Origin of the sequence: Polaromonas sp. (assembly GCF_031411155.1) — a bacterium.
Classification (GTDB): Bacteria; Pseudomonadota; Gammaproteobacteria; order Burkholderiales; family Burkholderiaceae_C; genus Polaromonas.
The window spans coordinates 1-2533 of record NZ_JANOAL010000228.1 but is presented as its reverse complement, the minus strand read 5'-3'; the positions used below and the strand labels follow the sequence as shown (position 1 = coordinate 2533).

Genomic DNA, 2533 nt, shown 5'->3' with positions numbered 1-2533 from the left:
CGGGGCGTCTATGGACGGCGACAATTATTTTTTGGACTCAAGCTAAAACAATGGCAACCACTTCACTGCCGGCCTACGGACAGGTCAAGGCCTTCATCAAGAACCACATCAGCAGCGGCGCCTGGCGGCCCGGTGCCCCGGTGCCCAGCGAGGCCACGCTGATGGCGCAGTTTGGCGTCAGCCGCATGACGGTCAACCGCGCGCTGCGCGAGCTGATGGGCGAGGGCATGGTCACGCGGGTCCAGGGCTCGGGCACCTTTGTGGCAGAACTGCACCGCATTTCGTCGACGCTGACGATTCGTGACATTCATGAGGAAGTGCTGGAGCGCGGCCATCTGCACAGCGCCACGGTGCTGCTGGCCGAAGCCGAAAAGGCCAGTGCCGATCTGGCGCGCACGCTGGGCCTGCGCAGTGGCGCGCGCGTCTTTCACAGCATCCTGGTGCACCATGAAAACGGCGTGCCTATCCAGTACGAAGACCGCTATGTCAACCCGGCCGCCGCGCCGACTTACCTCAAGACCGACTTCACGCTGATCACGCCCACGCTGCATTTGCTGACCGAGGCGCCGCTGACCGAAGCCAGCTACTCGATCGAGGCCTGCCTGCCGTCGGTGCAGGAGGCCAAACACCTGGGCATCCAGCCCGGCGAGGCCTGCCTGGCCATGATGCGCCGCACCGTCAGCGGCGCGCACATCGCCAGCGTGGTGCGGCTGGTGTACCCCGGCTCGCGCTACAGTTTTGCCGGGCAGTTTCAGGCATGACTTGGCATGTTGTAAAACTTGCCGATGTCGCACCCACGCCCTGGCGCAACGGCGGCGGCGTCACGCGTGAACTGGCGGCCTGGCCGCCGGCCGGTGACTGGAACTGGCGCATGTCGGTGGCCGAGGTCGCGCAGAGCGGGCCGTTCTCGAAGTTCGACGGCGTGGAGCGCTGGTTTGCCGTGCTGGCCGGAGCCGGTGTGCGGCTCGAGGTGGCGGGGCAGGCGCAAACCCTAGGCGCGACCGACCCTCCGTTTTGCTTTGACGGCGCGGCGGCCACCGACTGCCAGTTGATTGATGGCAGTACCCAGGACCTCAACCTGATGCTGCAAAAAAGCCGCGCCAGCGCGCGCATGCTGCGCCTGGGGCAAAGCTACGCCGGCATCGTTCATGCTCCTAAAACAATAGCAATATACGCAATAAATACGGGGGCTAGCGTGCTATTTAACGATGAAAAACTGGAAATCGAGCCGGCCAGCCTGGCCTGGCGAAGCGTCAATGAAACCGCGCAGGTGCGCGTCATCGCAGCGCAATCACTCTGGATGGAGATCACCCCATGACCCTGCAACTCTGGACCCACTGCCGCGCCGCCACCCTGCAGCCCGGCGCGGCGCAAGCCTATGGCCTGATCGACGATGCCGCGCTGGTCAGCGACGGCGAAACCCTGGCCTGGGTTGGCCCGCGTGCCGACTTGCCGGCAGCGCTGCGGGCGCGCTGCAGCGTGCAGCATGACGCCGGCGGCGCGCTCATCACACCCGGCCTGATCGATTGCCACACCCACCTGGTCTATGGCGGCGACCGGGCCAACGAATTTGAGCTGCGGCTGAATGGCGCCAGCTACGAGGAAATCGCCCGCGCCGGCGGCGGCATTGTCTCCACCGTGCAGGCCACGCGCGCGGCCACGGCGGCGCAGCTGACGGAACAGGCCCAGCCGCGCCTGGCGCGCCTGATGGCCGAGGGCGTGACCACGATTGAAATCAAGTCGGGCTACGGCCTGGCGCTGGAGCATGAGCGCAAGGCGCTGTCGGTGGCGCGCGCGCTGGGCCGCGGCAACCCGGTCACGGTGCGCACCACCTTTTTGGGCGCGCATGCCACGCCGCCCGAGTTTGCCGGCCGCAGCGACGATTACCTTGATGAAGTGCTGCGCATGCTGCCGCTGCTGCAGGCCGAAGGGCTGGTCGATGCGGTCGATGCCTTTTGCGAGCGCATCGGCTTCAGCACGGCACAGACCGAGCGCGTGTTTCGCGCGGCCCGCGATCTAGGCTTGCCGGTCAAGCTGCATGCCGAGCAGCTCAGCGACAGCGGCGGTGCGCAACTGGCGGCGCGTTACGGCGCGCTCAGCTGCGACCACCTCGAATGGCTGTCGGCAGCGGGTGCCCGGGCCATGGCGGCAGCCGGCACGGTGGCGGTGCTGCTGCCCGGCGCGTTTTACTTTTTGCGCGAAACGAAGCTGCCGCCCGTGGCCCTGCTGCGCGAGCATCAGGTGCCCATTGCCATTGCCACCGACAGCAACCCCGGCAGTTCGCCCTGCACCTCGTTGCTGCTGATGCTCAACATGGCCTGCACGCTGTTCAGGCTCACACCTGAAGAAGCGCTGGCCGGTGTCACGCGCCACGCGGCGGCGGCGCTGGGCCTGCCTGACCGCGGCGTGCTGGCCGCCGGCCTGCGCGCCGACTTTGTGCTGTGGGGCGTGGCGCGGCCGGCCGAGCTGAGCTACGCCATTGGCGCCAATCCCCGCATCCAAACCGTTTTCAAGGGTCAAATCGTATGAGTGA

3 protein-coding genes are annotated in these 2533 nt (G+C 66.8%); all 3 read left to right on the top strand.

Going from position 1 to position 2533, the window contains the following annotated elements:
• The first annotated feature begins 50 nt into the window (after window positions 1-50).
• Genes hutC through hutI form a run of 3 tightly spaced genes read left to right on the top strand, consistent with a single transcriptional unit; the run spans window position 51 to window position 2529 of the window.
• Window positions 51-761 carry a histidine utilization repressor gene (hutC, locus tag RMO23_RS13970; protein WP_309682675.1) on the top strand — a complete coding sequence of 237 codons (711 nt, stop codon included), beginning with the start codon at window positions 51-53 and terminating at the stop codon, window positions 759-761.
• Window positions 758-1318 carry a HutD family protein gene (locus RMO23_RS13965; RefSeq protein ID WP_309682672.1) on the top strand — a complete coding sequence of 187 codons (561 nt, stop codon included), beginning with the start codon at window positions 758-760 and terminating at the stop codon, window positions 1316-1318. Before hutC ends, RMO23_RS13965 begins: the two co-directional genes overlap by 4 nt.
• Window positions 1315-2529 carry an imidazolonepropionase gene (gene hutI, locus RMO23_RS13960; RefSeq protein ID WP_309682668.1) on the top strand — a complete coding sequence of 405 codons (1215 nt, stop codon included), beginning with the start codon at window positions 1315-1317 and terminating at the stop codon, window positions 2527-2529. The genes RMO23_RS13965 and hutI overlap by 4 nt, the downstream gene beginning before the upstream one ends.
• Window positions 2530-2533 lie beyond the last annotated feature (4 nt).